Source organism: Mycolicibacterium houstonense, from assembly GCF_900078665.2.
Classification (GTDB): domain Bacteria; phylum Actinomycetota; class Actinomycetes; order Mycobacteriales; family Mycobacteriaceae; genus Mycobacterium; species Mycobacterium houstonense.
In genome coordinates this window covers 495,519-519,516 of sequence record NZ_LT546207.1, presented here as the reverse complement: position 1 = coordinate 519,516, position 23,998 = coordinate 495,519, and the positions used below count along the sequence as shown (strand labels likewise).

Here is a 23,998-nt window from a genome sequence, read left to right as displayed (position 1 = left end):
CACCGGGGACCGCGGGCGCACCCGGCGCAGGAGGCGCACCCGGGGCGCCGGCAGGCGGCTGCTGCCCCTGCTCGGCCGGCGGCTTGGCGGGCATGGCGTGCACGACGGGCCGGATGTAGAGCCGGGCGGTCTGGCCGAGATTGCGGGCCTCGCTGCCGTCGTTGCCGGGCACGGTGATCACCAGGTTGTCGCCGTCGATGACGACCTCCGAGCCGGAGACGCCGAGACCGTCGACGCGGGCACTGATGATCTGTTGAGCCTGGTTGAGGGCTTCTCTGGTAGGCGCCGAGCCGTCCGGGGTGCGCGCGGTGAGCGTCACCCGGGTACCGCCCTGCAGGTCAATGCCGAGTTTGGGCTTGGCCTGCTTGTCGCCGGTGAGGAACACCAGCAGATAGACGCCGATCAGAAGGACCAGAAAAAGCGTCAGGTAGCGCGCAGGATGCACCGGCGCCGAAGACGATGCCACGTTGCTAGGGTCTCCTCGAGATCAGTTCGTCAGCACCGCAAAGGGTACGTGCTTGTCCTGGGTGCTCTGCTGTCAGTCTTTTTTGGAGCCGTCGGCGTCGATGACGCCGGTGCTCTCGGTCAGTTCGGTCGCCGCGTTGGATGCCTCGGAATCGGTGTCGTCCTCGGTGTCCGCCTCGATGCGGTCACGCACCGCGAGCTTCATCCAGGTGGTGACGACACCGGGGGCGATCTCAAGGTCGACGTTGTCGTCGGTGATACCGGTGATGGTGCCCTGCAGGCCCGACGTGGTGTGGACGCGATCGCCGATCTGCAGCGAGTTGTGCAGGTCGATGGTCGCCTGCATGGCCTTGCGCTGACGACGCGACGCGAAGAACATAAACGCGCCCATGACGATCAGCAGGGGCAGGAAAATGACGAGATCCATGTCAGCAATGTCTTTCGTGTCGAGTCAGATGTCAGGGCGACCGAGGCCACGATACCGCCGCCACCCCGGACCACCGCATTCGCCGCCGACAGGCAGGCACGACGACTAGGCTCGACACGCGTTCGTCCCGGCGCGGCCGTCGGTTATTCAGGAGGCAGAGTTGAGCCAACCCGAGCAGAGCCGCCATCTTGCCACCACGATCCCCGGCCCGAAATCCGAGGCCCTGATCGCCCGGAAATCGGGTGCGGTCGCCCGAGGGGTGGGTAACACCATGCCCGTGTACGCCGCGCGGGCCGGCGGCGGCATCGTCGAGGACGTCGACGGCAACCGCCTCATCGACCTGGGTTCTGGCATCGCGGTGACCACCATCGGCAACTCCTCCCCGCGGGTGGTGGAAGCGGTGGCCGCGCAGGCCGGCGATTTCACGCACACCTGCTTCATGGTCACGCCCTACGAGGAATACGTCGCCGTGTGCGAGCAGCTGAATCAGCTGACACCGGTGCGCGGGGAGAAACGCTCGGCGCTGTTCAACTCGGGTTCGGAGGCCGTCGAGAACGCGGTCAAGATCGCCCGCTCGTATACCCACAAGTCCGCCGTCGTCGCGTTCGACCACGCGTATCACGGCCGCACCAACCTCACGATGGCGCTGACCGCGAAGTCCATGCCGTACAAGCACGGTTTCGGCCCGTTCGCCCCGGAGATCTACCGGGCGCCGCTGTCCTACCCCTTCCGCGATGCCGAGTTCGGCAAGGAGCTGGCCACCGACGGCGCGCTCGCGGCCAGGCGCGCCATCGACGTGATGGAGAAACAGATCGGCGCGGACAACCTGGCCGCCGTCATCATCGAACCGATCCAGGGCGAGGGCGGCTTCATCGTCCCGGCCGACGGGTTCCTGCCCGCCCTGTTGGGCTGGTGTCGCGACAACGACGTGGTGTTCATCGCCGACGAGGTGCAGACCGGATTCGCCCGAACCGGTGCGATGTTCGCGTGCGAGCACGAAGGCATCGACCCCGATCTCATCGTGACCGCCAAGGGCATCGCCGACGGGTTGCCGCTGTCCGCGGTGACCGGACGCGCCGAGATCATGGACTCGCCGCACGTGTCCGGGCTGGGTGGCACCTACGGCGGCAACCCGATCGCGTGCGCGGCGGCATTGGCCACCATCGAGACCATCGAGGCCGACGGCCTGGTGGCCCGCGCCCAGCACATCGAACAGCTGATGAAGTCCCGGCTGGGCCGGCTGCAGGCCGAGGACGACCGGATCGGCGACGTCCGCGGCCGCGGCGCGATGATCGCCGTCGAACTGGTCAAGGCGGGCACCACCACACCCGACCCGGAACTCACCAGGGCGCTGTGCGCCGGGGCCCACGCGGCCGGGGTGATCGTGCTGTCCTGCGGCACCTACGGCAATGTGCTGCGCTTCCTGCCACCGCTGACGATCAGCGACGAACTGCTCGTCGAGGGACTCGACGTGCTCGAGCTGATCCTCCGCGATCTCTGAACCGTCAGTGCGCGTGGGTGTGACGCCTGCCGAACAATCCGCCCCAGCCCCGATGTTTCGGCGCGGTGGCCGCCGTCTCGGTCGGCTGGGCGTCCGCATACGTCACGGGCTCGCCCGGCGCCGCGGCCGTCGCCAGCGGTCGCTGCGCGTACTCGAGGTCACGCAGGCTGCGAACCGACAACCGGCCCACGGCCATCGCGCCGAGGAACACGATCAGCGCGCCGAGGCCCGAGAAGTACGCGAGCTCCAACGTGATCCGCTTGGCGTCGGTCACCGCGATCGGCATCCCGACGTCACCGATGCCCAGCGGACCCGCCAGGGCCCGGCCCACCACGAACCACGCCCCGGCCGCCACGGCCAGCCACGCGCCGAACTGCGCGGTCGCCCGGTTACCCGAACCCATGAGCAGCAGGCCGCCCAGCGCCGTGGCGGCGCCAGGAAGCACCTCCAACCAACCGCGCGCTGACGTCCACACCCAGCCCTGGTCCGGGGTGAAGGCGAAGTCGAAGTACGGTCCGATGAACGGGATCAGCGCACCCCAGATTCCCAGCAGAACCAGCAAAAGGCCGCTGGCGGCGCCACGGCTGCGCCGCATCCGAAGACGGCTGCCGCGGGTATCGAATTCGGTCATGATGCCTCCTTTGACACTCAGGTGGGTACCCCGAACTCAACGGCAGTAACGCTCCTACCCTGAGGGAATGCGTCTTGCCGAGAGCGCCTTGCGCGATGCACTGGCGGACGCCTGGGATCGGTGGGCGGGCCGCTGTACGGAATTGACCGAATCGCAGTGGCACACCCCCACCCGCTGCCAGGCCTGGGATGTGCACGCGCTAGTGGCGCATGTGTGTCCGGAGAACACCACGTTCGAGCACATCGCCGCGGGGCGGGCGGACGGTCCGCCCGAGGTGTCGGACGCCGCGGAGTTGCTGCGCATCTTCAATCAGCCCGACGGGGTAGCCCACAGCACCGCCGACCGAATCGCCGAGCAGGCCGTCACGCAGGCTCCGGCGCTGACCGCCACCGACGCGGCGGCACGATTCGGCGAGGCCGCGGCGCNGGTTTTCCGGAAATAAGTTTAGTTTTACTAACGTAATAGTCGAGTAGCGCAACGTCGCGCCGGTGACTATTTCAGCTATCGCAATGAGGAATTTTGATGTCGATTGATACCCGTGATGAGCAACTGGCCAGCCGCATCGCCGAGCTGACCGCAACCGATCCACAATTCGCCGCCGCGATTCCCAGCGACACCGTCACCGCCGCCGTCGACGTCCCCGGGCTCAAGCTCCCCGAGATCGTCGCCACCGTATTGCAGGGCTATGCGGAGCGGCCCGCGCTCGGAGAACGTGCGGTGGATTTCGTCGTCGACCCGGCCACCGGGCGAACCACGGCCCGCCTGCTCCCCCGGTTCGACACCATCAGCTACGGCGAGCTCTGGGACCGGGTCCGGGCCCTCGCCGCGGCCCTGCATGCCTCGGGCGTCACGGTCGGCGATCGGGTCGCCATCCTCGGCTTCACCAGTGCCGACTACACCGTGATCGACACCGCGCTCGGCCAGATCGGTGCGGTGTCGGTGCCCCTGCAGACCAGCTCCTCGCCCCAGGCGCTGGCGCCCATCGTCACCGAGACCGAACCCCGGGTGATCGCCGCGAGTGTCGACCACCTCGCCGATGCCGTCGAGCTGGCGCTTACCGCGCATGCTCCGGCCCAGCTGGTGGTGTTCGACCATCACACGCAGGTCGACGACCATCGCGACGCGGTCGCGTCGGCCACCGAGCAGCTGGCCGGGGCCGGCGTGAACGTCGAGACGCTGTCGGAGCTGGTGAGCCGCGGCAACGACCTGCCCGCACCCCCGGCCCCCGAGTCCGACGGCACCGATCCCCTCGCGTTGCTGATCTACACCTCGGGCAGCACCGGCGCCCCCAAAGGCGCGATGTACCTGCAGAGCTCGGTCGCCAAGTTCTGGCGGCGTAACAGCAAGGCCTGGCTCGGACCGGTCAGCGCGGCGATCAACCTGAGCTTCATGCCGATGAGCCACGTGATGGGTCGCGGCATCCTCTACGCCTCGCTCGCCGCGGGCGGCACCGCGTATTTCGCTGCACGCAGCGATCTTTCGACGCTCCTGGAGGACCTCGCGCTGACGCGGCCCACCGAGCTGAATTTCGTTCCGCGCGTGTGGGAGATGATCCACAGCGAGTTCCAGAGCCGGGTCGATCAGCGCCTGGCCGAGAACGACCAGGACCGTGAGGCCGTCGAGGCCGAGGTGCTGGCCGAGGTTCGGGACCAGGTCCTCGGCGGGCGTTTCGTCGCGGCGATGACCGGCTCGGCGCCCATCTCAGCCGAGCTCAAGGCCTGGACCCAGGACATGCTCGGCATTCACCTGCTCGAGGGCTACGGCTCGACCGAGGCCGGCATGGCCCTGTTCGACGGCGTCGTCCAGCGACCGCCGGTGCTCGACTACAAGCTCGTCGACGTGCCGGATCTCGGGTACTTCAGCACCGACCAGCCGCACCCGCGCGGCGAGCTGCTGCTCAAGACCGAGAACCTTTTCCCGGGCTACTACAAGCGTCCCGAGGTCACCGCGTCGGTGTTCGACGAGGACGGCTTCTACCGGACCGGCGACGTCGTCGCGGAGATCGGCCCCGACCAGCTGCGCTACGTCGACCGGCGCAACAACGTGCTCAAACTGGCCCAGGGCGAGTTCGTCACGCTGGCCAAGCTGGAAGCCGTGTTCGGCAACAGCCCACTGGTGCATCAGATCTACGTCTACGGCAACAGCGCGCAGCCCTACCTGCTGGCCGTCGTGGTGCCCACGGATCCGAGCGTTTCCAAAGAGGCGATCGCCGAATCCCTGCAAGAGGTGGCCCGGGAGGCCGATCTGCAGTCCTACGAGATCCCGCGGGACTTCATCGTGGAGACAACGCCGTTCAGCCTGGAGAACGGGCTGCTGACCGGTATCCGCAAGCTGGCCTGGCCGAAGCTGAAGGCACACTACGGCGAGCGCTTGGAGCAGCTCTACGCCGACCTGGCCGAGACGCAGGCCGCCGAACTTCGGGCACTGCGCTCCTCGAGTGCCGACGCCCCCGTGCTGGAGACCGTGAGCCGGGCCGCCGGAGCCCTGCTCGGCGCCGCGGCGGCCGACCTGGGACCCGATGCGCACTTCACCGATCTGGGTGGAGACTCGTTGTCGGCGTTGACCTTCGGCAATCTGCTGCGGGAGATCTTCGACGTCGACGTGCCGGTAGGTGTGATCGTCAGCCCCGCAAACGATCTGGCCGCCATCGCCCGCTACATCGAGACACAGCGCAGCGGATCCCAGCGTCCGACCTACGCCTCGGTGCACGGACGGGACGCCACCGAGGTCCGCGCCGCCGATCTGACCCTGGACAAGTTCCTCGACGCCGAAACCCTGGCTGCCGCACCAAACCTACCCAAGGCTGCGACCGAGGTTCGCACCGTCCTGCTCACCGGCGCCACCGGCTTTCTCGGCCGCTACCTGGCCCTGGAATGGCTGGAACGCATGGACCTCGTCGACGGCAAGGTGATCGCCCTGGTGCGCGCGAAGTCCGACGAGGAGGCCCGGGCCCGGCTCGACGCCACCTTCGGCAGTGCTGGATCTAACAGCGGTGGCGACGCGAAACTTCTTGCCCACTACCGGGAGCTGGCCGCCGACCACCTCGAAGTGATCGCCGGGGACAAGGGCGACGAGAACCTCGGGCTGGATCAGGCGACCTGGCAGCGGCTGGCCGACGAGGTGGACCTGATCGTCGACCCGGCCGCACTGGTGAACCACGTGCTGCCCTACAGCGAGCTGTTCGGACCCAATGCGCTGGGCACCGCCGAGCTCATCAAGATCGCGCTCACCACCAAGATCAAGCCGTACACCTATGTGTCGACAATCGGCGTGGGCGATCAGATCGAGCCAGGAAAGTTCGTCGAGAACGTCGATGTCCGGGAGATGAGTGCGGTCCGCCAGATCAACGACGGCTACGCCAACGGCTACGGCAACAGCAAGTGGGCCGGTGAGGTTCTGCTGCGTGAGGCCAACGACCTGTGTGGGCTGCCGGTCGCGGTGTTCCGCTGCGACATGATCTTGGCCGACACCACCTACTCGGGCCAGTTGAATCTGCCGGACATGTTCACCCGCATGATGCTGAGCCTCGTCGCCAGCGGTATCGCACCGGGCTCGTTCTATGAGCTGGACGCGGACGGCAACCGGCAGCGCTCGCACTATGACGGGCTGCCGGTGGAGTTCATCGCCGAGTCGATCTCGACGCTGGGCGGGCAATCCGTGGAGAGCTTCGAGACCTACCACGTGATGAACCCGTACGACGACGGCCTCGGCATGGACGAGTTTGTCGACTGGCTCATCGAGGCCGGCTACCCGATCGAGCGCATCCCCGAGTACGGGCAATGGATCCAGCGCTTCGAGAGCACCCTGCGTGCCCTGCCGGACAAGCAGCGTCAGGCCTCGCTGTTGCCGTTGCTGCACAACTATCAGCAGCCCGAGCGGCCGATGCGGGGCGCACTGGCCCCGACGGACCACTTCCGGGCCGCGGTGCAGGAGGCCAAGATCGGGCCGGACAAGGACATCCCCCATGTCAGCCCCGCGGTGATCGTCAAGTACATCACCGACCTGCAGCAACTGGGCCTGCTCTAGACCCTCGCGCGCCCGCCCCACACCGCTGTGGGGCGGGCGCCGTCGGGCGTGACGCATCTCGCAGCGGCGGAGCTGGCATCTCGAAATATAATTAGTTTTACTAACGTAGTAATCAGTAGGCGCGGCAGACGTGCCGACACTAATTATCTTGATTTGCCCAGGGGACCGATATGACCACCGAAACTCGCGAGGACCGGCTCGAACGCCGCATCGCACACCTGTATGACACCGACTCCCAGTTCGCCGACGCCCGCCCCAGCGACGCGGTGAACACCGCCGTGGCGCAGCCCGAGCTGCGACTGCCTGCCATCGTCAAGGAGGTTCTCGCCGGCTATGCCGACCGCCCCGCGCTCGGACAGCGCGCCGTCGAGTACGTCACCGACGCCGACGGCCGGACGTCGGCCCGGCTGCTCCCCCGCTTCGACACCATCACCTACCGCCAGCTCGCAGACCGCGTGCAAGCGGTCACCAACGCCTGGCACAACCACCCGGTGAAGCCGGGCGACCGCGTCGCCATCCTCGGATTCACCAGCACCGACTACACGACGATCGACACCGCACTGATCGAACTCGGCGCGGTATCGGTGCCGCTGCAGACCAGCGCCCCGCTGACCACACTGCGCCCCATCGTCGCCGAGACCGAGCCCGCCGTGATCGCGGCGAGCATCGACTTCCTCGACGACGCAGTCGAATTGGTGCAGTCCGGACCCGCGCCACATCGCCTGGTGGTTTTCGACTACCGGCCCCGGGTCGATGCTCACCGCGAGCGGTTCGCCGCGGCCAAGGCCGCACTCGCCGACACCGGCGTGATCGTCGAACCGCTGGCCGACGTGCTCGACCGTGGCCGCTCCCTGGCCGACGCACCGCTGTACACCCCCGGCCTGGCCGATCCGCTGACGATGCTGATCTACACCTCCGGCAGCACCGGAACCCCCAAGGGTGCGATGTATCCGGAGAGCAAGGTCGCCAACATGTGGCAGATCGCGTCGAAGGCCAGCTGGGATCCGAACCAGTCCGTGCTGCCGGCGATCACCCTCAACTTCATGCCGATGAGCCACGTGATGGGCCGCGGCATCCTGATCGGCACGCTGAGCTCCGGTGGCACCGCGTATTTCGCCGCGCGCAGCGACCTTTCGACCTTCCTGGAGGACCTAGCCCTGGTCCGGCCCACGCAGCTGAGCTTTGTGCCCCGGATCTGGGACATGCTGTACCAGGAGTACCAGAGCCGCGTCGACCGGGCGACGGCCGACGGGACCGCTGACCGGGCCGCCGTCGAGCAGCAGGTGCTCACCGAGGTTCGCGACGATCTGCTGGGTGGACGGTTCGTGACCGCCATGACCGGCTCCGCCCCGATCTCGACCGAAATGCACGGCTGGGTCGAACGACTCCTCGACATGCACCTCGTGGAGGGATACGGCTCGACCGAGGCCGGTTCGGTCTTCGTCGACGGCCACATCCAGCGTCCGCCGGTGATCGACTACAAGCTCGTCGACGTCCCGGATCTGGGCTACTTCCGCACCGACCAGCCGCATCCGCGCGGTGAGCTGCTGGTGAAGTCCGAGCAGATGTTCCCCGGGTACTACAAGCGTCCCGAGATCACCGCCGAGATGTTCGACGAGGACGGCTTCTACCGGACCGGCGACATCGTGGCCGAACTCGGCCCGGACCATCTCGAGTATCTCGACCGGCGCAACAACGTGCTCAAGCTGTCGCAGGGTGAATTCGTCACCGTCTCCAAGCTCGAGGCGGTCTTCGGCGACAGCCCGCTGGTGCGGCAGATCTTCATCTACGGCAACAGCGCCCGTTCCTACCTGCTGGCCGTCGTGGTGCCCACCGATCCCTCCGCCTCCAAGCAGGAGATCAACGATTCGCTTCAGCAGGCGGCCAGTGCCGCCGAACTGCAGTCCTACGAGGTGCCGCGCGATTTCATCATCGAGACAACACCTTTCAGCCTGGAGAACGGCCTGCTGACCGGTATCCGCAAGCTGGCCCGCCCCAATCTGAAGGCTCACTACGGCGATCGGCTGGAGCAGCTCTACACCGAGCTGGCCGAGGGCCAGGCCAACGAACTGAGCGAGTTGCGGCGCGCGGGCGCCGATGCCCCCGCGCTCGAGACGGTCAGCCGGGCCGCCGGGGCCCTGCTGGGCGCCGCGGCCACCGATCTGGCGCCCGATGCCCACTTCACCGATCTGGGCGGCGATTCGCTGTCGGCACTGACCTTCTCCAACCTGCTGCACGAGATCTTCGGCGTGGATGTTCCGGTCGGCGTGATCGTCAGCCCGGCAACCGATCTGGCCGGCATCGCCGGCTACATCGAGGAGCAACGGCACGGGTCCAAGCGCCCGACCTACGCGTCGGTGCACGGACGTGACGCCACCGAGGTGCATGCCCGGGACCTGACCCTGGACAAGTTCCTCGACGCCGAAACCCTGGCTGCCGCACCAAACCTGCCCAAGGCTGCGACCGAGGCTCGCACCGTCCTGCTCACCGGCGCCACCGGATTCCTCGGCCGCTACCTGGCCCTGGAATGGCTGGAACGCATGGACCTCGTCGACGGCAAGGTGATCGCCCTGGTCCGCGCCAAGAGCGATGCCGAGGCCAGGGCCCGGCTCGACGCCACCTTCGATGTGGGTGACGCGAAACTGCTGGCCCACTACCGGGAACTGGCCGCCGACCACCTCGAAGTGATCGCCGGTGACAAGGGCGAGGCCGATCTGGGCCTCGACCGGGAAACCTGGCAGCGACTGGCCGACGACGTCGATTTGATCGTCGACCCGGCCGCCCTGGTCAACCACGTGCTGCCCTACAGCCAGATGTTCGACGCCAATGCCCTGGGCACCGCCGAGCTGATCCGCATCGCGCTCACCACCAAGATCAAGCCGTTCGTCTACGTCTCGACGATCGGCGTGGGTTGGGGTATCAAGCCCGGCGAGTTCGTCGAGGACGCCGACATCCGGGTGATCAGCCCGACCCGGCGGGTCGACGATTCCTACGCCAACGGCTACGGCAACAGCAAGTGGGCCGGCGAGGTGCTATTGCGTGAGGCCCACGATCTCTGTGGCCTGCCGGTCTCGGTGTTCCGTTGCGACATGATCCTGGCGGACACCACCTATTCCGGCCAGCTCAACCTGCCCGACATGTTCACCCGGTTGATGCTCAGCCTGGTGGCCACCGGCATCGCACCCGGATCGTTCTACGTGCGCGATGCGGACGGCAACCGCCAGCGGGCCCATTACGACGGCCTGCCGGTGGAATTCATCGCCGAGGCCATCTCGACGCTCGGTGTGCACGTGACGGAAGGTTTCGAGACCTATCACGTGATGAACCCGTACGACGACGGCCTCGGGCTCGACGAGTTCGTGGACTGGTTGATCGAAGCCGGCTATCCGGTGCACCGCATCGACGACTACGGGCAGTGGTTGCAGCGCTTCGAGACCGCGTTGCGCACCCTGCCGGACAAGCAGCGTCAGGCCTCGCTGCTGCCGCTGCTGCACAACTACCAGCAGCCGTCGCATCCGCTGCTCGGCGCGGCCGCACCGACCGACCGGTTCCGGGCAGCCGTGCAGGACGCCAAGATCGGGCCCGACAAGGACATCCCACACGTCAGCCCGGCGGTGATCGTCAAGTACATCACCAATCTGCAGATGCTCGGCTTGCTGTAACAGACTTCCCCACAAGGGAAGAACCCCCTGAGCGGCCGCGGTCCCACCAGGACCGCGGCCAATCAGCAGGTAGCGTGGCGACATGGGCAGCACCCGCGTGACCGGGTACGTCAACGCCTCGCCGGCCGACGTCTACCGGGCGCTCATCGACGCCGAAGCGATTGCCGCGTGGCGGGTTCCGGCCGGAATGCGCAGTGAGGTGCACGAGTTCGATGCCCGGGTAGGCGGAGCGTTCCGCATTTCGCTGCATTACGAATCACCCGATGCGGTCGGGAAAACCAGCGGCCACGCCGACACGTATCACGGCCACTTCGCCGAACTGGTGCCGAACGAGCGGGTCGTCGAGTCCATCGAGTTCGAAAGCGACGACCCAGCACTTGCCGGCACGATGACGATGACCACGACCGTCACCGAATCGGGCGACGGCACCGAGGTCTGCATCGCGCACGACGGCATTCCGGACGCGGTGGACCCGGGCGACAACGAGACCGGTACCCGGATGGCCCTGGCCGCCCTGGCCGCATGGGTGGAGAGCCGCACGCCGTGATCGAGGCGCCGGCCGCCTAGAGCAGACCGGTCACCAGCAACGCGACCGCGATCAGCGGGAAGATGCCCTGCGTGATCGCCGCGCGCGCCTTGTCCGGCGAACTGGTCAGCAGCACCACCGCCGCGGCCAGCATCGAGCCGGCTCCGGCCAACACGAGCGCGGCCCCAACCGCGTTGTGCCCCAACCAGACCGCAGCGATACCCGCAACGGTGACGATCGCCAGGAACAGGTTGTAGAAGCCCTGATTGAACGCCAACTCCTTGGTGGCCCGCGCCTCCTCCTCGCCGATCCCGAACGTGGCGCGGGTGCGCGGCGAGGTCCAGGTCAGCGACTCCATCGTGAAGATGTAGACATGCAGGGCCGCGGCGAGCGCGGCGAACACCAAACCGGCGATGACCATACGGTCTATTCAAACAGCCCCGGCTGCCCGAGCCCGGTAACCGGCGGTTGCAGCCCGAGATGCGTCCACGCCAGCGGCGTGGCCACCCGGCCCCGCGGCGTGCGGGCCACCATGCCGGCGCGCACCAGGAACGGTTCGCAGACCTCCTCGACCGTGGTGGCCTCCTCCCCGACCGCCACCGCCAGCGTGGACACCCCGACGGGGCCGCCGCCGAAACTGCGCGTGAGCGCCGACAATACGGCGCGGTCGAGGCGGTCGAGGCCGAGTTCGTCGACGTCGTAGACCTCCAGCGCGGCCTTGGCGATGTCGCGGGTGATCACGCCGTCGGCACGTACCTCGGCGTAATCGCGGACACGGCGCAGCAGCCGGTTGGCGATACGGGGTGTGCCCCGGGAACGCCGGGCGATCTCGGCACCGGCGTCACCGCCGAGTTCGATACCGAGAATGCCCGCTGACCGGGCCAGCACCCGCTCGAGTTCGACCGGCTCGTAGAAGTCCATATGGGCGGTGAATCCGAACCGGTCCCGCAGTGGACCGGTCAGCGCGCCGGACCGGGTGGTGGCGCCCACCAGCGTGAACGGCGCGACCTCGAGCGGGATCGACGTCGCGCCCGGGCCCTTGCCGACCACCACGTCGACGCGGAAGTCCTCCATCGCCAGATACAGCATTTCCTCGGCGGGACGGGCGATGCGGTGGATCTCGTCGATGAAGAGCACGTCGTGCTCGACGAGGTTGGACAGCATCGCCGCCAGGTCACCGGCGCGCTCCAGGGCGGGGCCCGAGGTGAGCCGCAGCGACGAGCCCAGCTCCGACGCGATGATCATCGCCAGTGAGGTCTTGCCCAGACCGGGCGGGCCGGACAGCAGGATGTGATCCGGTGTGCCGCCGCGGTTCTTGGCCCCTTCGAGGACCAGCTGCAGCTGTTCGCGAACCCGCGGCTGACCGATGAACTCACCCAGCGAGCGCGGGCGCAGGCTGGCGTCGATATCGCCCTCGCCGACCGTCAGCGCCGGTGAGACCTCCCGCTCGTCGGGTTCCTCGGAATCGTCGAAGCGACCCATGACTACTTCTTACCCAGCATGGACAGGGCCGCCCGCAGCGCGGACGACGTGGTGGCCTCGGGGTCGTTGGCGAGCACCTTGTCGGTGGCCTCCTCGGCCTGCTTGGCCGCAAAGCCAAGCCCGACAAGGGCTTCCACCACCGGAGCGCGGACGGCGTGGCCGCCGACAACGGAACCCCCGCTCGGCCCCACCGGACCGATCTTGTCGCGCAATTCCAGCACCATGCGCTCGGCACCGCGCTTCCCGATGCCCGGAACCCGGGTCAACGCCGTGACGTCGCCGTCGGCGAGGGCCTGCCGCAGGGCCTGCGGGTCGTAGACCGCCAGTGTCGCCATCGCGATCTTGGGCCCGACACCGGAGACTCCGAGCAAGGTGAGGAACAGATCGCGGGCGTCGCCGTCGGCGAATCCGTACAGCGTCATCGAATCCTCGCGCACGATCATCGCGGTGATGAGCCGCGACTCGGCGCCGCGCCGCAGGTTCGCCAGTGTCGATGGGGTCGCCATCACCTTGTAGCCGACGCCGGCGGCCTCGATCACGGCGTGGTCGAGGGCGATGTCGATGACCTCACCGCGCACCGAGGCGATCATGCGCGGGCCGCCTTGACCTTGGCCTGATACTTGCGGCGCTGCTCGGCGGCCAGCGCCTCGGCGGCAGCCATGCGCGCGATCATCGGGGCACGCCAGCAGTGGCAGATCGCGAGGGCCAGCGCGTCGGCGGCGTCAGCCGGAGTCGGTTTGGCTTGCAGGGCAAGGATTCTGGTGATCATCTCGGTGACCTGGGCCTTGTCGGCGCGGCCGTTGCCGGTGACCGCGGCCTTCACCTCCGACGGCGTGTGAAAGTGCACCTCGATGTCACGGCGCGCGGCGGCCAGCGCGATCACCCCACCGGCCTGGGCGGTGCCCATCACGGTCGACACGTTCTGCTGGGCGAAGACCCGCTCGATCGCGATCACATCCGGCCGGTGGGTGTCCATCCAGTACTCGGCGACGTCGCTGATCTCCAGCAGCCGCTTCTGCAGCGGCGCATCGGCCGGGGTGCGGACCACATCCACGTCGAGTGCGGTGACCTTGCGGCCCCGCCCGCTCTCGACCACCGAGAGGCCGCAGCGCGTCAACCCGGGATCAACTCCCATCACCCGCACACAAACCCCTTCGCCAGAACATCTGTTCGATAGCCTAGCGGGAGCCGGCAATAGCCTGCGACAGGGACACACCGCGTCACCGAAATCAGCGCAGAGGTTGCGTTTCCGCAATCGGAACGACCTCTGCGTTGATTTCGGTGAACTCGCGCGCCGAGTAACGTCGGATCAATGCGCGTAGTGATAGCCGGCGGACACGGAAAGATTGCCCTGATCCTCGAGCGGTTGCTCACCGAGCGCGGTGATTCGGCGGTCGGCCTGATTCGCAACCCGGCGCAGACGGCCGACCTCCAGGCCGTGGGCGCCGAGGCCATCGTGCTGGACCTGGAGCATGCGTCCGTCGCCCATGTCGCCGACGCGGTACGCGGCGCCGACGCCGTGGTGTTCGCAGCCGGCGCCGGGCCGGGCAGTGGGGCGGCCCGAAAGCAGACCGTCGATCGCGATGCGGCGATCCTGCTGGCCGACGCCGCCGAGGCCGCGGGCGTGAACCGGTACGTGATGGTGTCGGCGATCTCCGCCGACGACCGGTCACTCGACGACAACTACGACGACGTGTTCCGCGCCTACATGCGCGCCAAGTCCGAGGCCGACGCCGACGTACGGGCCCGCACCGGATTGCGCACCACGATCGTGCGCCCGGGCGGGCTCACCGACGAGCCCGGCACCGGACACGTCAGCATCGCCGAGACCACCGGCCGCGGGACCATCCCCCGCGAAGACGTCGCGCGCGTGCTGTTGGCAGTCCTGCACGAGCCGGACACGGTCGGCCGCACCTTCGAGGTGATCAGCGGTGAGACGCCGATCGACGAGGCGCTCGTCTAGAGCTGCGCCTATCTGGAGCTAAACCCTTCGCGTTAGCGCAGCCGTCAAATACGCTCATGCGGTGGCGGAAACGTCATACGCACCATGCGGCGATCTCAGCCTGGCGTATCAGGTGTTCGGCGACGGGCCGGTCGAGCTCGTCTTCGTCGGGCCGATCGTCACCCACATCGAGCTGTTCTTGGCCGTTCCCGACTTCAAGGCCTTCTTCGATCAACTCGCCACATTCTGTCGCGTCGTCCTGTTCGACAAAGGCGGGGTCGGGTTGTCGGACCCGGTTCCGAAGGTTCGCACGCTGGATGATCGAGCGGCCGAGATCGAAGCCGTCATGGATGCCGTCGGCTTCGAAAAGGCCGTCATCTTCGGCATGAGTGACGGCGGATTCGCATCAATTGTCTTCGCCGCCAGCCGCCCGGAGCGAACGCAGGCCTTGATCCTGACCGGCGCGGTTCCGTATTGGGGCTTCGCCGGGTGGGATGACCTGGATCGTGACCCGGCCGAGATCCGGGAGCGTGTTCTCGTCGAACTGGGTGACGACTACACGCCGTCCGTCGCGCAGCTCGCCCGCATCCAGGAATACTGCCGAGCCCTCCGCTCGGGGTGGGGCGGCGGTGTGGCAAGCAGCATCGCCATGCCGTCGATGTCCGGCCGATTGCGCCAGCTCGCCATGCTGGAGCGCATGTGCGCCAGCCCCGGGATGGCACGCGTGTCGATGGAGGCGGCGTTCCGGGTCGACTTGCGGCCGGTGCTGCCGACGATCACCGCGCCCACCCTGGTCATCCACGCCCGCTCGGACGCCGCGGTTCCGGTGCAGGGCGGCCGGTATCTCGCCGACCACATCTGCGGCGCGCAGTACCTGGAGGTCGAGGGTGTGGACCACGGGCCGTGGATCACCGAGCCCGACCGAATCTTGACCAGCATCGAGGAGTTCCTGACCGGCAGCCATGCAGCGCCTGCGACGTCCCGTCGCGCGCTGCGCACGGTCTTGTTCACCGACATGGTCGCGTCGACCCGACACGCCTCGGCATCCGGTGATGAGCGCTGGCGTGCCGTTCTGCAGCGCTTTGACCAGATCACCGCCGAACTGACGGATCAATTCGGCGGGTCAGTGGTGAAGAGCACCGGCGATGGCCACCTCAGTACGTTCGACGGTCCCACCCACGCCATCCGCTGCGTGGAGGCCCTACGCGAACGCGCCCGGACTCTTGGGGTCGAGATCCGCGCCGGCATCCACACCGGCGAATGCGAACTCATGGTCGACGACATCGGCGGCATCGCAGTGCACATCGCGGCGCGGATCCTCGGCCAGGCCGGCGCCGGCGAGATCCTGGTTTCACGCACGGTGCGGGACCTGGTCGTCGGGTCCGGCACGGGGTTCGAGGATCGTGGCCACGTGGAGCTACGCGGAATACCGGGCACCTGGCAGCTGCTGGCGGTCAGCCGTGACGGCGCGCACGCAAATTCGGTTGAGGCGGAATTGGTGTCTGTTCCCACCCCGGGCGCTCGGCCCACCATGCGCCGATCGGATCGCGCCGTGGCGTTGATGGCGAGGCGGACACCGTGGATCCTCCGCGGGGTGGCCCGCATCGCGCCACCCACCGGCCGCCGGTGAGCCGCTACTCCTCGTCGAGCTGGGCGGCGACGTCGTCGGGGATGTCGAGGTTGGTGTACACCTCTTGCACGTCGTCGCTGTCCTCCAGCGCGTCGACCAGCTTGAGCACCTTCCGGGCGCCTTCCAGGTCGACGGGCACCGTCACCGACGGCTGGAAGCTGGCCTCGGCCGAGTCGTAGTCGATGCCGGCGTCCTGCAGGGCGGTGCGGACCGCGACCAGGTCGGTGGGCTCGGAGATGATCTCGAAGGAGTCACCCAGGTCGTTGACCTCTTCGGCGCCGGCCTCCAGGACTGCCATGAGCACGTCGTCCTCGGTCAGGCCGTTCTTCTCCAGCGTCACCACGCCCTTGCGCGAGAACAGGTAGGAGACCGAGCCCGGGTCCGCCATGTTGCCGCCGTTGCGGGTCATCGCGACGCGCACCTCGCCGGCCGCGCGGTTGCGGTTGTCGGTCAGGCACTCGATGAGCACCGCGACGCCGTTGGGGCCGTAACCCTCGTAGGTGATGTTCTGCCAGTCGGCGCCGCCGGCCTCTTCACCACCGCCGCGCTTGCGGGCGCGCTCGATGTTGTCGTTGGGCACCGAGCTCTTCTTGGCCTTCTGGATGGCGTCGTAGAGGGTGGGGTTACCCGCCGGGTCTCCCCCGCCGACACGTGCCGCGACCTCGATGTTCTTGATCAGCTTGGCGAACATCTTGCCGCGCTTGGCGTCGATGACGGCCTTCTTGTGCTTGGTGGTGGCCCACTTGGAATGGCCGCTCATGCAGGTACGCCCCTTTTCCGGTTAAAACTCCGGCCCTCCAGTTTACGTGGCCGCTCTCACCGCGTTCGATACGACGCCTACAGTCCCTGCAGCAAGGCGAACGTCCTGGCCGCCACGGCGCTGCACAGCACCGCCCAGTACCAGATGTGCCACCGCCGCCAGTGCCCGATCGCCATGCCGATCGGCGCGAGCACAACGGCCGCCCAGGTGAGCACCACCCAGACGAACAGGGTGCCGGCCTCATCGGCCTGATCGGGATATGCGCCGCTGAACCCCAACGGGAAGATCGCGGCGAATGTCAGCAACACGGCCACGAGACCGTTGACGGCCCAGACGGCCCAACTGATCACCGACTCGGCGACACCGGGCCTGCGCTGCACGGACGCCGACTCGGACATGGTGGAAGCGTACGCGGATGGTGCGAGCACGCCGGCAGAATTAATGACACCTACATCGTTTCATTCCGCGCTAGCATGCGTCCATGCCGCCAAGAGACGTCACCACGCGGCGTGCGGGCACCACGCCGCGGCCACGGTTGGGCCGGCCGACCCGGGAACGGGCCGAACAACGACATCGCGAACTCCTCGACCGTGCGCTGGAAGTGTTCTTGGACAACGGGTTCGAGCGATCCACCATCGACGGCATCGCGGCGGCGGCAGGAATGGCGAAGCGCACCATCTACGGCCTCTACCCGGACAAAGCGGCGCTGTTCGAGGCGGCCGTGCAACGGGCCGTGGACCGGTGGTTGACCCCGATCGAAACGCTGCGCGCGGCCGAGTCGGACGATCTCGAAGAGACCCTGCTCGCCATCGCCCGGATCCGGTTGGCCGGCATCACCGGCCCCGCCGGAATCGCGCTGCAACGCATCCTGAACGCGGAAGGCAACCGGTTTCCCAACCTGTTCCGGCTCGTCTACGAACAGGGCACCTTGCCTGCGCTGACATTCATCGGCGAGGTACTCACACGGCACGCCGAGACCGGAATCATCGAGATCGGCGATCCCGACATCGTCGCTAGCGCATTTCTGAGCATGGCCGTCGGCGGTCCCGCCACCGGTGCCCTGTGGGGCGTGGATTGGGACCCCGACGAACTGGACGAGCGCATGCGAACCTGCGTGCGCTTGTTCCTCGATGGGGTCCGTCCGCGATGACCTCGCTTCCGCGTTTTCCGGCAACACGACAACTCTCGAAAGGATCGCGATGGATCAGGACACCTACGACAAAGGACGGGCGATCCGCGCCGCGGTGCTCGGCGAGGACTACGTGCGCCGGGCGTCGGAGAACGCCGACGCGTTCTCCAAACCGCTGCAGGATCTGGTCACCGAGTACTGCTGGGGCGCGGTGTGGGGGCGTGACGGACTCGAGCTCAAGACGCGCAGCATGCTGAACCTGGCGATGATCGCCGTGCTCAACCGGCCCAACGAGTTGCGCACACACATCCGCGGCGCCCTGACCAACGGTGTCACCCGCGACGAGATCTGCGAAGTCTTCTTGCAGGTCGGGATCTATGCCGGGATCCCGGCGGCCGTCGACAGTTTCCGGTTGGCCCGCGCCGTGTTCGCCGAACTGGACGGGGAACAGCCGTGAGTCCACGGGTCGGCTTCATCGGACTGGGCAACATGGGCTTTCCGATGATGGCGCGGCTGGTGGCCGCCGGTTATCCGGTCGTGGCCTTCGACGTCCGTGACGACGTCCTCGCCGAAGCGGTTGCGGCGGGCGCCCACCCGGCCGACTCGGTGCGCGACGTGGCAGATCGCGCCGAAACGGTGCTGGCCAGCCTGCCCACGCCACAGATCTGCGAGTCAGTGGTGGCCGACGTCGCCGCCGGATCCCGAATCCGCCGATTCGTCGACCTGTCCACAGTGGGCGGTCAAGCCGCACAACGCAATCACGCCGCGCTCAGCGCACACGGCATCGCCGCACTCGACAGCCCGGTCAGCGGCGGCACGCACGGCGCCGAGGCCGGTACCCTGGCGGTGATGGTCTCCGGACCGCGCAACGAATTCGATTCACTGGCAACCATTTTCGAAGTCCTCGGGCGAGCGATCTTCGTGTCCGAGCAGCCCGGTGCCGCCCAGACCATGAAGCTGATCAACAACCTGATGGCCGCCACCACGCTGGCCGCGACGGCCGAGGTGTTGGTGATGGGCGTCAAGGCCGGGTTGAGCGCCGACGTGATGATCGACGTGCTCAACGCCGGATCGGGCGGCACACATGCCAGCCGCGACAAGTTTCCGCGGGCCGTGCTCCCCCGCACGTTCGACTACGGCTTCGCCACCGGATTGATGGCCAAGGACGTCCGGCTCTACCTCGACGAGACCAAAGCCCTTGGCGTGCCGGTCGAGATGGCCGAGACGGTGGCGCGGATCTGGGAACAGACGCTGGGCGAGGAGGGCCCCGAATCGGACTTCACGACGGTGGTCAAACCGATGGAGAATGCGGCAGGAATCGTCGTCGAAGGCGCCGCCCGTTGAACGTGCGTCAATTGCGCAGCGGTGCCCGCAGATCGTAGACGATGTCGGAACCGACCTGGATCGGCGCGAAGTTCCCACTCACCCAGGCCGAGATGTCGGTGTGGGCGCGACCGCCGAACCAGTGCACATGGGACCCGATCACTCGCGGCTTGACGTAGTAGGTGATCAGCCCGCGAGTGACGGCCTCCTGAAACTCGGCCAGTGTCGGCACCGGGTCGGTTCCGGTGAAGCCGCCGATCGCCATCACCGCGGTGCGCGAGGACAGTTCCAGTCCGGCCGCGGCCGACGACCGATCGACCGCGGCGGACCAGGTGGTATCGGTCGAGCGCAGCATCTCGGCCAGTTGCCGGTTGTCGGAGAGGTCGGTGGGCCCGACGCGTCCGCGGTCGCCCCCGGCGGGCCCGACGGTGGGGCTGCCACCACCGTGCGACTGCCCGATGGTGGCCACCGTGTACGCCGCGGAACCGGCCAGGCCGGCGATCACCGCCAGGACGGCCGCGCTGACCGCCAACCGCGGCCGGTCGACCCGGTGCAGCGCCCACAGCAGGGCGGCCACCGCCACCACGGCGACCACGGCGACCATCCAGCGCAGCGGTGGCAGCCAGTGCGGGTTACGGCCCAGCATCCACCAACTCCATCCGGCCGTCACCAAAAGCAGTGCCGCCAAACCGTTCCGGTGGAATCGACACTCGCGGCCCCGCCATGCCGTGGCGACACCGATGCCGAACAACGCCGACACCGCCGGCGCCAGCGACATGCAGTAATAGGGGTGGACGCTGCTCCTCATCACACTGAGCACCACACCGTCGACCAGGAGCCAACCACCGAACAGGATGGCCCCGGCGCGCGTCAGGTCGGTACGCGGCCGGTGGCGGGTCACGACCAGAACCAGCCCCGTGGCCAGCAGAGCGGCCGGCAGCAGCCAACCGTTCTCGAAACCGAACTCCCCGGTGAACAAGCGCATGATGCCCTGGCTGCCGAAGCCGCCCGGGTGGCCGGAGGGCGGCACGGAGGTGGCGACGAGCCCGTGGCGCTGACCCAGCACTCGGCCGAATCCGTTGTATCCCAACACCAGATTCATGAAGCTGTTGTCGGTGGAGCCCGCCAGATAGGGGCGCGACGAGGCGGGCCACAGCAGGGTGAGTACCACGAACCAGCCGGCCGAGAGGACGAATGCGGCCAGCGCGCCGGCCAGGTGCAGCAGACGCCGGCGTAGCGGCACGGCGGCGGCAACCAGATACACCAGGCCGATCGCCGGCATGGCCATCAAGCCCTCGAGCATCTTGGCCAGAAACGCGAAACCCAATGCCACTCCGGCCAACACCAGCCAGCGGGCGCCGGGACGCGACACTGCGCGGACGGTGCAGTAGGCCGCGGCCGTCATCAGCAACACCATGGCGGCGTCGGGATTGTTGAACCGGAACATCAAGGCGGCCACCGGGGTCAGCGCCAACGCCGTCCCGGCCAGCAGCCCCGCACCCGGGCCGCTGAGCCGCCGGACCGTCGCGTAGAGCAGCCAGACCGTTCCGACACCCATCAACGCCTCGGGGATGAGCATGCCGGCGCTGCTGAAGCCGAACAACCGACCGGACAATCCCATCACCCATTGCGACAACGGCGGTTTGTCGACAGTGATGAAGTTGGCCGGGTCGAGCGAGCCGAACAGCAGCGCCTTCCAGTTCATCGATCCGGCCTGCGCCGAGGCCGCGTAGAACTGGTTGGCCATGCCGTTGCGGGTGATGTGCCACAGGTAGGCCACGGTGGTGGCGATCAGCAGTGTCGGCAGCGCCAACCGCTCGCGGGCGATCCCTGAGCCGTCGGAGAGCTTCTGGGCGGGCTCGGGGGCAGCGTCCAGCGTCGTCGTCACACGACCATTAGGTCGGCAGAGGTTGTGCCCGAGCTGGGTATCCGCCGTGGATTAGCTGGAGTCAGAGGGAGTCGACGAACAGCTTGTGGATCCGGCGATCCCCGGTCATCTCCGGATGGAACGCGGTGGCCATCATCGAGCCCTGGCGCACCGCCACGATGTGGTCCGCGGCCCGGGCCAGCACGGTCACGTCAGGACCGACCCGCTCGACCCAGGGGGCTCGGATGAACACCGCATGCACCGGGGTGTCGAGCCCCTCGAAGTCGATGTCACCCTCGAATGAATCGACCTGGCGCCCAAAGGCGTTGCGCCGCACCGTCATGTCGATGCCCTTGAGCGGCACCGCGGCCCGCCCCTCGGTCCCGGCATCGGCGATCTCACTGGCCAGCAGAATCATCCCGGCGCACGAGCCGTAGCACGGCAATCCGTCGGCGATGCATGCCCGCAGCGGTTCGAGCAGGTCGAACTCACGCAACAGATGGCTCATGGCGGTGGACTCCCCACCGGGGATCACCAGCGCGTCGACCGCGTCGAGCTCGGACAGCCTCCGCACGGTCGAGGCCTCGGCGCCCGCCTCACGCAGGGCAGCCAGATGCTCACGGGTGTCGCCCTGCAGGGCGAGCACCCCCACGTGGGAACTCACGAGCCCTCGGGCGGGGTGAAATTCCGCTGGTAGCGGGTCAACCCCTCCTGCATCACGGCCGCCACCATCTCGCCGTAGCGGTTGAAGATCTTGCCCTGGGTCAGCGACCGCCCGCCGCAGGCCGACGGTGAGGACTGGTCATAGAGCAGCCACTCGTCGGCACGGAACGGCCGCATGAACCACATGGCATGGTCCAGCGACGCCACCATCAGGTGCTTGCGCACGTCGAGATGGTTCACCTGTGCCGAACCCAGCAGGGTGAGATCGCTCATGTAGGCCAGGGCGCAGATGTGCAGCACGTGGTCGTCGGGCAGCGGGTCACGGTGCCGGAACCACACCTGCTGCTGCGAGGCCTTGCCCGGCAGCCGGGTCACCTGGTCGCGCGGCACGATCCGCACGTCCCATTCCGCGAACTGGGCGAAGCCGGCATCGTCGAACGCTCCCCCGGACCGGAACCCGGGCAGATCGTCGGGTCCCGGCGCTTCGGGCATCGCGTCCTGATGCTCGATGCCGGTCTGGTCGGTCTGGAACGACGCCGACATGGTGAAGATCGTCTCGCCGTGCTGGATCGCGCTCACCCGGCGGGTGCAGAACGAGCCACCGTCACGGATGCGCTCGACGGTGTAGACCGACGGCGCCCTGGCGTCGCCCGGCCGCAGGAAGTAACCGTGCAGGGAGTGCACCTGGAAGGTCGGATCGACGGTGCGCACCGCCGATACCAGCGACTGGCCGGCCACGTGGCCGCCGAAGGTGCGTTGCAGGAATCCCGACTCCGGGCTGAACACGCCACCGCGATAGATGTTGACCTCGAGCTGTTCCAGATCGAGGATCTCTTCAATCGCCATGCAGGATTCTTACCAGCCGCGTTCGGCGAGCCGGTGGGGCTGGGCGATCTCCTCGACGTTGATACCGACCATGGCCTCGCCCAAACCACGCGACACCTTGGCCAACACATCGGGATCGTCGTAGAACGTGGTGGCCTTCACGATCGCCGCGGCCCGCTGCGCGGGGTTACCCGACTTGAAGATCCCCGACCCGACGAACACCCCCTCGGCACCGAGCTGCATCATCATCGCCGCATCCGCCGGAGTCGCGATACCCCCGGCAGTGAACAACGTCACCGGCAACTTGCCCGCCCGCGCCACCTCGGCCACCAGGTCATACGGCGCCTGCAGCTCCTTGGCCGCCACATACAACTCATCCTCGGACATCGAGGTCAGCCGACGGATCTCGCCACCGATCTTGCGCATATGCGTGGTGGCGTTGGACACATCGCCGGTGCCGGCCTCCCCCTTGGAACGGATCATCGCCGCACCCTCGGTGATCCGGCGCAACGCCTCACCCAGATTCGTCGCCCCACACACGAACGGCACCGTGAAGCGCCACTTGTCGATGTGATTGGTGTAATCGGCCGGAGTCAACACCTCGGACTCATCGATGTAATCCACACCCAAGCTCTGCAGGATCTGGGCCTCGACGAAATGGCCGATGCGGGCCTTGGCCATCACCGGGATGGTGACCGCCTCGATAATGCCGGAGATCATGTCCGGATCGCTCATCCGTGACACCCCGCCCTGGGCCCGGATATCGGCCGGCACCCGCTCCAGGGCCATCACCGCCACCGCACCCGCACCCTCGGCGATCTTCGCCTGCTCAGGAGTGACCACATCCATGATCACCCCACCCTTGAGCATCTCAGCCATACCGCGCTTCACACGCGCGGTGCCGGTCTGATTGTTCGAACCGTTCTGGTGGTTCTGACCGTTCTGCGCCGCGGTATCCACTGTTATCTCCTCCAATTGCTACTGATTCAGTGTAGTGGAGCCGCCAAATCCATTAAATCCGCAATCACCGGATGGCTTGCAGCTCGCGTTGCGCAGGTTCGCGCGTGCTCGCCGGCGACTGTTCGGCCAGTTCATTGGCCTGAGCCAGCAGCTCACCCAGTTGAAGCGGATACACGGCC

At 67.6% G+C, this 23,998-nt stretch carries 22 protein-coding genes and 1 pseudogene; 10 read left to right on the top strand and 13 right to left on the bottom strand.

What is annotated here, in order from left to right; translation table 11 throughout:
- Positions 1-466, bottom strand: a pseudogene (locus BN4332_RS02745) (protein translocase subunit SecD); the annotation flags it as partial.
- A gap of 72 nt (positions 467-538) precedes the next feature.
- On the bottom strand, positions 539-892 hold the full coding sequence (gene yajC / locus BN4332_RS02740) for a preprotein translocase subunit YajC (protein WP_066897071.1): 354 nt from the start codon (positions 890-892) through the stop codon (positions 539-541).
- Between the two features lie 160 nt (positions 893-1,052).
- On the opposite strand from yajC, the gene gabT reads away from it, so the two are divergent.
- Positions 1,053-2,393: a 4-aminobutyrate--2-oxoglutarate transaminase gene (gene gabT / locus BN4332_RS02735; protein ID WP_066897070.1), complete on the top strand. Its 1,341-nt coding sequence runs from the start codon at positions 1,053-1,055 to the stop codon at positions 2,391-2,393.
- Between the two features lie 4 nt (positions 2,394-2,397).
- Here the strand turns inward: gabT and BN4332_RS02730 are convergent, their stop codons facing one another.
- Positions 2,398-3,024, bottom strand: coding sequence for a hypothetical protein (locus BN4332_RS02730; RefSeq protein ID WP_066897069.1), 627 nt, complete (start codon positions 3,022-3,024; stop codon positions 2,398-2,400).
- 67 nt (positions 3,025-3,091) lie between these two features.
- On the opposite strand from BN4332_RS02730, the gene BN4332_RS02725 reads away from it, so the two are divergent.
- From BN4332_RS02725 to BN4332_RS02710, 4 genes are all read left to right on the top strand, one after another.
- Positions 3,092-3,466 (top strand): maleylpyruvate isomerase N-terminal domain-containing protein, encoded by a 375-nt coding sequence (locus BN4332_RS02725; protein ID WP_066897068.1) that lies wholly within the window; start codon positions 3,092-3,094, stop codon positions 3,464-3,466.
- Between the two features lie 80 nt (positions 3,467-3,546).
- The gene (car, locus tag BN4332_RS02720) at positions 3,547-7,050 is read left to right on the top strand and encodes a carboxylic acid reductase (protein ID WP_066897067.1); all 3,504 of its coding nucleotides are present in this window, start codon (positions 3,547-3,549) and stop codon (positions 7,048-7,050) included.
- Positions 7,051-7,220: 170 nt separating this feature from the next.
- Entirely contained in the window at positions 7,221-10,712 is a 3,492-nt protein-coding gene (car, locus tag BN4332_RS02715; RefSeq protein ID WP_066897066.1) for a carboxylic acid reductase, read from the top strand.
- A gap of 82 nt (positions 10,713-10,794) precedes the next feature.
- The gene (locus BN4332_RS02710; protein ID WP_066897065.1) at positions 10,795-11,259 is read left to right on the top strand and encodes an SRPBCC domain-containing protein; all 465 of its coding nucleotides are present in this window, start codon (positions 10,795-10,797) and stop codon (positions 11,257-11,259) included.
- A gap of 16 nt (positions 11,260-11,275) precedes the next feature.
- Here BN4332_RS02710 and BN4332_RS02705 read toward each other — a convergent pair whose 3' ends face one another.
- From BN4332_RS02705 to ruvC, 4 genes are read right to left on the bottom strand one after another with little or no spacing between them, the layout of a single operon-like run.
- The gene (locus BN4332_RS02705; protein WP_066897064.1) at positions 11,276-11,659 is read right to left on the bottom strand and encodes a DUF1304 domain-containing protein; all 384 of its coding nucleotides are present in this window, start codon (positions 11,657-11,659) and stop codon (positions 11,276-11,278) included.
- 5 nt (positions 11,660-11,664) lie between these two features.
- Positions 11,665-12,720 (bottom strand): Holliday junction branch migration DNA helicase RuvB, encoded by a 1,056-nt coding sequence (gene ruvB, locus BN4332_RS02700; RefSeq protein ID WP_066897063.1) that lies wholly within the window; start codon positions 12,718-12,720, stop codon positions 11,665-11,667.
- 2 nt (positions 12,721-12,722) lie between these two features.
- The gene (gene ruvA, locus BN4332_RS02695; protein WP_066897062.1) at positions 12,723-13,310 is read right to left on the bottom strand and encodes a Holliday junction branch migration protein RuvA; all 588 of its coding nucleotides are present in this window, start codon (positions 13,308-13,310) and stop codon (positions 12,723-12,725) included.
- A complete protein-coding gene (gene ruvC / locus BN4332_RS02690) occupies positions 13,307-13,864 on the bottom strand; it encodes a crossover junction endodeoxyribonuclease RuvC (RefSeq protein ID WP_066897061.1) in 558 nt (185 codons plus the stop codon). The genes ruvA and ruvC overlap by 4 nt, the downstream gene beginning before the upstream one ends.
- A gap of 168 nt (positions 13,865-14,032) precedes the next feature.
- Here ruvC and BN4332_RS02685 point away from each other — a divergent pair, with 168 nt between their 5' ends.
- Both BN4332_RS02685 and BN4332_RS02680 read left to right on the top strand, forming a co-directional pair.
- Complete coding sequence (locus tag BN4332_RS02685) at positions 14,033-14,683, top strand: NAD(P)H-binding protein (RefSeq protein ID WP_066897060.1); 651 nt, start codon at positions 14,033-14,035, stop codon at positions 14,681-14,683.
- 61 nt (positions 14,684-14,744) lie between these two features.
- Positions 14,745-16,292: an adenylate/guanylate cyclase domain-containing protein gene (locus BN4332_RS02680; protein ID WP_066897059.1), complete on the top strand. Its 1,548-nt coding sequence runs from the start codon at positions 14,745-14,747 to the stop codon at positions 16,290-16,292.
- A gap of 4 nt (positions 16,293-16,296) precedes the next feature.
- On the opposite strand, the gene BN4332_RS02675 is transcribed toward BN4332_RS02680, so the two are convergent.
- Both BN4332_RS02675 and BN4332_RS02670 read right to left on the bottom strand, forming a co-directional pair.
- Positions 16,297-17,052: a YebC/PmpR family DNA-binding transcriptional regulator gene (locus BN4332_RS02675; protein ID WP_066897058.1), complete on the bottom strand. Its 756-nt coding sequence runs from the start codon at positions 17,050-17,052 to the stop codon at positions 16,297-16,299.
- A gap of 77 nt (positions 17,053-17,129) precedes the next feature.
- Positions 17,130-17,450 (bottom strand): hypothetical protein, encoded by a 321-nt coding sequence (locus BN4332_RS02670; protein WP_066897057.1) that lies wholly within the window; start codon positions 17,448-17,450, stop codon positions 17,130-17,132.
- Positions 17,451-17,533: 83 nt separating this feature from the next.
- Here BN4332_RS02670 and BN4332_RS02665 point away from each other — a divergent pair, with 83 nt between their 5' ends.
- From BN4332_RS02665 to BN4332_RS02655, 3 genes are read left to right on the top strand one after another with little or no spacing between them, the layout of a single operon-like run.
- Positions 17,534-18,202, top strand: a complete 669-nt coding sequence (locus BN4332_RS02665) for a TetR/AcrR family transcriptional regulator (RefSeq protein WP_066897056.1) — start codon at positions 17,534-17,536, stop codon at positions 18,200-18,202.
- A 49-nt stretch (positions 18,203-18,251) separates the two neighbouring features.
- Positions 18,252-18,638: a carboxymuconolactone decarboxylase family protein gene (locus BN4332_RS02660; RefSeq protein ID WP_066897055.1), complete on the top strand. Its 387-nt coding sequence runs from the start codon at positions 18,252-18,254 to the stop codon at positions 18,636-18,638.
- A complete protein-coding gene (locus BN4332_RS02655) occupies positions 18,635-19,525 on the top strand; it encodes an NAD(P)-dependent oxidoreductase (RefSeq protein WP_074132952.1) in 891 nt (296 codons plus the stop codon). The genes BN4332_RS02660 and BN4332_RS02655 overlap by 4 nt, the downstream gene beginning before the upstream one ends.
- Before the next feature lie 7 nt (positions 19,526-19,532).
- Here the strand turns inward: BN4332_RS02655 and BN4332_RS02650 are convergent, their stop codons facing one another.
- The 4 genes from BN4332_RS02650 to pdxS all read right to left on the bottom strand — a co-directional run bounded on the left by BN4332_RS02650 (position 19,533) and on the right by pdxS (position 23,819).
- Positions 19,533-21,392 carry a glycosyltransferase family 39 protein gene (locus BN4332_RS02650; protein ID WP_066897054.1) on the bottom strand — a complete coding sequence of 620 codons (1,860 nt, stop codon included), beginning with the start codon at positions 21,390-21,392 and terminating at the stop codon, positions 19,533-19,535.
- Positions 21,393-21,453: 61 nt separating this feature from the next.
- Entirely contained in the window at positions 21,454-22,035 is a 582-nt protein-coding gene (gene pdxT, locus BN4332_RS02645; protein ID WP_066897053.1) for a pyridoxal 5'-phosphate synthase glutaminase subunit PdxT, read from the bottom strand.
- Positions 22,032-22,880 carry an acyl-CoA thioesterase II gene (gene tesB, locus BN4332_RS02640; RefSeq protein ID WP_066897052.1) on the bottom strand — a complete coding sequence of 283 codons (849 nt, stop codon included), beginning with the start codon at positions 22,878-22,880 and terminating at the stop codon, positions 22,032-22,034. Before tesB ends, pdxT begins: the two co-directional genes overlap by 4 nt.
- Before the next feature lie 9 nt (positions 22,881-22,889).
- Positions 22,890-23,819 carry a pyridoxal 5'-phosphate synthase lyase subunit PdxS gene (gene pdxS / locus BN4332_RS02635; protein WP_066897051.1) on the bottom strand — a complete coding sequence of 310 codons (930 nt, stop codon included), beginning with the start codon at positions 23,817-23,819 and terminating at the stop codon, positions 22,890-22,892.
- Between the last annotated feature and the right edge of the window lie 179 nt (positions 23,820-23,998).

What these genes read in the sequence shown, in the direction of transcription:
- yajC (WP_066897071.1), bottom strand. Translation starts at nt 892, where the DNA reads ATGGATCTCGTCATTTTCCTGCCCCTGCTGATCGTCATGGGCGCGTTT.
- BN4332_RS02730 (WP_066897069.1), bottom strand. Translation starts at nt 3,024, where the DNA reads ATGACCGAATTCGATACCCGCGGCAGCCGTCTTCGGATGCGGCGCAGC.
- car (WP_066897067.1), top strand. Translation starts at nt 3,547, where the DNA reads ATGTCGATTGATACCCGTGATGAGCAACTGGCCAGCCGCATCGCCGAG.
- car (WP_066897066.1), top strand. Translation starts at nt 7,221, where the DNA reads ATGACCACCGAAACTCGCGAGGACCGGCTCGAACGCCGCATCGCACAC.
- BN4332_RS02710 (WP_066897065.1), top strand. Translation starts at nt 10,795, where the DNA reads ATGGGCAGCACCCGCGTGACCGGGTACGTCAACGCCTCGCCGGCCGAC.
- BN4332_RS02705 (WP_066897064.1), bottom strand. Translation starts at nt 11,659, where the DNA reads ATGGTCATCGCCGGTTTGGTGTTCGCCGCGCTCGCCGCGGCCCTGCAT.
- ruvB (WP_066897063.1), bottom strand. Translation starts at nt 12,720, where the DNA reads ATGGGTCGCTTCGACGATTCCGAGGAACCCGACGAGCGGGAGGTCTCA.
- ruvA (WP_066897062.1), bottom strand. Translation starts at nt 13,310, where the DNA reads ATGATCGCCTCGGTGCGCGGTGAGGTCATCGACATCGCCCTCGACCAC.
- BN4332_RS02685 (WP_066897060.1), top strand. Translation starts at nt 14,033, where the DNA reads ATGCGCGTAGTGATAGCCGGCGGACACGGAAAGATTGCCCTGATCCTC.
- BN4332_RS02675 (WP_066897058.1), bottom strand. Translation starts at nt 17,052, where the DNA reads ATGAGCGGCCATTCCAAGTGGGCCACCACCAAGCACAAGAAGGCCGTC.
- BN4332_RS02670 (WP_066897057.1), bottom strand. Translation starts at nt 17,450, where the DNA reads ATGTCCGAGTCGGCGTCCGTGCAGCGCAGGCCCGGTGTCGCCGAGTCG.
- BN4332_RS02665 (WP_066897056.1), top strand. Translation starts at nt 17,534, where the DNA reads ATGCCGCCAAGAGACGTCACCACGCGGCGTGCGGGCACCACGCCGCGG.
- BN4332_RS02660 (WP_066897055.1), top strand. Translation starts at nt 18,252, where the DNA reads ATGGATCAGGACACCTACGACAAAGGACGGGCGATCCGCGCCGCGGTG.
- tesB (WP_066897052.1), bottom strand. Translation starts at nt 22,880, where the DNA reads ATGGCGATTGAAGAGATCCTCGATCTGGAACAGCTCGAGGTCAACATC.